General features: G+C 70.9%; 5 protein-coding genes. 4 read left to right on the top strand and 1 reads right to left on the bottom strand.

What is annotated here, in order from left to right:
• Nucleotides 1–655, top strand: a 655-nt coding sequence (locus tag VI238_RS01900; RefSeq protein ID WP_331647851.1) for a response regulator transcription factor, incomplete at its 5' end; no start/stop codon positions are given.
• Nucleotides 656–677: 22 nt separating this feature from the next.
• Here VI238_RS01900 and VI238_RS01905 read toward each other — a convergent pair.
• A complete protein-coding gene (locus tag VI238_RS01905; RefSeq protein ID WP_331647853.1) occupies nucleotides 678–887 on the bottom strand; it encodes a hypothetical protein in 210 nt (69 codons plus the stop codon).
• 246 nt (nucleotides 888–1133) lie between these two features.
• Between VI238_RS01905 and VI238_RS01910 the strand changes: the two genes are divergently transcribed.
• From VI238_RS01910 to VI238_RS01920, 3 genes are all read left to right on the top strand, one after another.
• A complete protein-coding gene (locus VI238_RS01910; protein ID WP_331647855.1) occupies nucleotides 1134–2057 on the top strand; it encodes a DUF6689 family protein in 924 nt (307 codons plus the stop codon).
• A gap of 7 nt (nucleotides 2058–2064) precedes the next feature.
• Nucleotides 2065–2961: an FHA domain-containing protein gene (locus VI238_RS01915; protein ID WP_331647857.1), complete on the top strand. Its 897-nt coding sequence runs from the start codon at nucleotides 2065–2067 to the stop codon at nucleotides 2959–2961.
• A gap of 51 nt (nucleotides 2962–3012) precedes the next feature.
• Nucleotides 3013–4055: serine/threonine-protein kinase (locus VI238_RS01920; RefSeq protein WP_331647859.1), on the top strand; the 1043-nt coding region annotated here is incomplete at its 3' end.

Raw genomic sequence — 4055 nt, forward strand, 5'->3', positions numbered from 1 at the left:
GAACGCCCCCATCCGCATCGTCATCGCCGACGACCACGTGCTCGTCCGGCAAGGAATCCGCGCCTTCCTCGAGACCCATCCGGATCTCGCGATCGTCGGCGAGGCCGAGAACGGCAGCGACGCCATCCGGCTGTGCCGCGAGAAGTCGCCGGAAGTCGCCCTCGTGGACCTCGTCATGCCCGGTGGTGGCATCGAGACGACGCGCACGATCCGCGAGCAGAACCCGCAGACCCAGGTCGTGCTGCTGACGTCGTTCGAAGACGCCCAGCAGATCGTGCAGGCCGTGCGCGCGGGCGCGCTCTCGTGCCTGCTCAAGGACGTCGATGCCGACGCGCTGGCCGAAGCGGTGCGCAAGGCCGCGCGCGGCGAAGCCGTGCTGCACCAGCGCGTGGCCGCGCGCCTGATGGAGCTGCTGCGCCAGGAGAGCGAGCCGGGCGCGGAGATGCTCGAATCGCTGAGCCAGCGCGAGCGCGAGGTGCTCGCGCTGATCGCCGAGGGCCTGAACAACCAGCAGATTGCCGAACGGCTCGGCATCGGCGAGAAGACGGTCAAGACGCACGTGAGCAACGTACTCGGCAAGCTCGACGTGAGCGACCGCACGCAGGCGGCCGTGTACGCATGGAAGAGCGGCCTGAAGCAGCGGCCGCCGCACTGACCCCGACCGAGGCGCGACGGGCCTACGGCGACTCCGGTCCGTCCGCCGGATCGCACGCGGGCGGTGGGCTCGCGAGTCCATCCTCCTTCACGCCCGCTTCGCGCGCAGCGTCGAGCAGCGCAGCGTCGATGCGCTTGCGCTGGCGGCGACGCAGGTCGCTCGCAATCAGTTCCTCCGCGATGCGGCGGCGCAGTTCGTTGCGCCGAGCATCGTCGTCCCGCGTGTGGCTCACTGGCTCTCGCCCATCGTCGTCGCGCCCTGTTCGCGATCGCGGGTGGTCGCCAGGGTGTCGATCCGCTCCGCGCGCCGACGATACGGCGCGCACGCACCGTTGCACCCGATCGCGCGACGGAATCCCCCTCGCGACCGACGGGGAAAATCCCTCGCGCGCACCGGCCGGCGAGCGCCCTGCCGGTTACGCGCTAGACTCGGCCGCGAACCCCGACCGCTTGCCCGAGCATGGGTTCGAGGGGGCTTGATGGACATCCGATCGTTCCGCCTTCGCGCATGCGTGCTGCTGCTCGCGACCGCGCTCGGCGCGCGTGCGGCGCTCGCGCAAGTGGACGTCGAGGTGATCGGCAACACCGCGCACGCGACGATCCTGCTCGAAGACGCGCTCGGCACGCCGTACGATGCCGAAGTCACGATCGTGTTCGACACGCCGACGAATCTCAGCCCGCGCAGCCTCAACCTCGGCGCGGCGCTGTTCGACCCGGACAATGCACCGGCGATCACCAACCACCTTCCCGCGGGCCTGAGCATCGACCCGGCATTCCCGATGCTCGTCACGGTGGAGCCACCGGGCGCGCCCGCGCTGTTCACGAGCGGCTTCGAACCGTCCGAAGACGGCACCGGGGTGCTGTCGTTCCGCAATACCTACGACATCGAGGTGCACACGCACCGGCTCGCCTACGAGCCGAACAGCAGATACCGGCTGCTCAAGGCGCCGATCGGCGGCGATTTCGCCGACGTCACGGAGGACGTGCTCAAGGGCAGCGCACGCGCGCGCGGGCGCGGCGGTGCGTTCTCGCAGTTCGTCGTCGGGTCCGACGCGAACAACAGCGGCCTCGGCGAAGTGCTCGTGGTGATCCTGCCGAAGTCGACCGCACTGACCCTGCGCCTGACCACGGCGATCCTCGACAACCTGCTGCGTGGCGAACTGACCGCGCTGCTCACCAACGTGATCGCCGCCATCGGCACCGCGGTACTCGACCCCGTGCTCGGCTGCACGAACGCGATCGCGCCGCTCGACGATCTCATCGCCGACATCGAGGCGCACGCGGGCATCGACATCGCCAACCTCTGGCGTGGCCAGCGCGACGTCGTCAACGATGCGGGCGAGCTCTCGAGCCTCGCCCGCACCTTGCGCTTCAGCCTGCTGCGCTGCGCCAGCGGTTCGTGACCGCTCGATGCCGGCACGCCTGACCGCCTACCCCCCCGACGGTGCCGCGCTCGTGCGCGTGCTCGAGGAAGGCACCGCGTACCGCGTCGGCCGCGCCAGCGCGTGCGAACTGCGCATCGAGCACCCGTCGGTGTCGCGCTTCCACGCCGAACTCGAATGGAAGGAGCGGGCCTGGCTGCTGTCCGACACCGGCAGCAAGAACGGCATGCGCGTCGACGGGCACATGGTGCGCAGTTCGGAGCTGGCGGTTTCCACGTGGTTCTCGATCGGCGACGTGCAGTGCTCGTTCGAACCGATCGACGCGGAGGCGGTCGCCGCGCACCGCTCGGCCGGGCTCAGCCGCCGCGAGATATCGCGCGCGCTGTCGTCGCAATTGCGGCAGCCGAACGTCGGCATGAGCACGTTGATCCCGCAGATGCTCGACATGGTGCTGCAACTGTCGGGGCTCGACCGCGGTTTCGTGCTCTACGCCGACGCCGGACAGCCGCTGCGCGTGCACGCGAGCCGCGCGTTGCGCCACGCGGATTTCTCCGGCGACCGCTTCGCCGGCAGCGCGGCGGCGGTCGAACGCGCGCTCGCGAGCCGCAAGTCCGTGGTGTGCTGCGACACGTCCGACTCGCCCTGGCTCGCGCAGCGGCCGAGCGTGCGCCTCGGCGGCATCCGCGCCGTGATCTGCACGCCCCTGCTCATGCAGGACGGTTCGCGCGGCGCGATCTATGCCGACAGCCGCGCACCGGGACCGCCGGTCACCGAACTCGACCTCGAACTGGTCGAGAACGTCGCCGGCGCGGCCGCCACCGCACTCGAAGCCGCGCGACTGCGCGATCGCATCTCCGGCCTCATCGATGCGCTGCCGGACGGCGACGCGCCGCTGTGGCAAGAACTGCGCAAGGTATCGGCGTAGAGAAAGCGTTCCTCCCTGTGCGGCGCGCCGCTTCCGCGCTATCGTGGACGCGTGAATGCCAGCCCCGACGAGGACGCGCCCGGCGACGCCACCGCGACGCTCACCGGCTTTTTCGCCGCGAGCGAGCTGCGCGTCGGCGACGTGCTGGGCGGACGCTTCCGCATCGAACGGATGATCGGCATCGGCGGCATGGGCGTGGTCTACCGTGCGCGCGACCTCTCGCTCGACATCGACGTCGCGCTCAAGCTGCTGCGCCCCGACCTCGCGCGCCGGCCCGAGGCGTTCGGCAACTTCCGCCAGGAGCTGCTGCTCGCGCGCCAGGTGTCGAGCCCGCACGTGGTGCGCATCCACGACATCGCCGAGCACGACGGCCGCTGGTTCATCAGCATGGACTACATCGCCGGCGAATCGCTCGAGCATCGCCTCGGCCGCGCGCCCGGGCTCGCGCCCGAGCAGGCGATCGCGATCGTGCGCGGTCTGCTCGAGGGACTCTCGGCAGCGCACCTGCGCGGTGTCGTGCACCGCGACCTCAAGCCCGCCAACGTCCTGCTCGGCGACGGCGACCACGCGTACATCACCGACTTCGGCGTCGCGCGCATCCTCGGCGCCACCGGCATGACGCAGACCGGCATGATCGTCGGCACGCCCGAATACCTCTCGCCTGAACAGGCGCGCGGCGCAGCGATCGACGCGCGCAGCGACCTCTATGCGGTCGGGCTCATGCTGCACGAGATGCTCGCCGGAGAACTGCCGTTCTCCGGCGGCACGCCCGCCGAAGCGGTCGTGCAGCGCTTGCTGCGTCCGCCACCATCGCTCGCGAAGGCGCGGCCCGACCTGCCCGGCTGGCTGCACGCATTCGGCGAACGCCTGCTCAAGGTCAACCCCGCGCATCGCTTCGCGTCCGCGCGCGACGCACTGCGCGCGCTCGAGGCCAGGCGCGTGCCTCGCGCGCCGCTCGACCGGCGCGTGCTGCTGTCCGCCGCGCTCGCGCTGTTCGCCTGCATCGGCGCCGGTGCCTGGCTCTGGCGTCTTCCATGGACCGCACCTGCTCCCGCAGCGGTCGTCGCGCCCGCGGTGCCTCGCGTCGGCGTGCT

The organism is Dokdonella sp., assembly GCF_036518555.1.
GTDB lineage: Bacteria > Pseudomonadota > Gammaproteobacteria > Xanthomonadales > Rhodanobacteraceae > Dokdonella_A.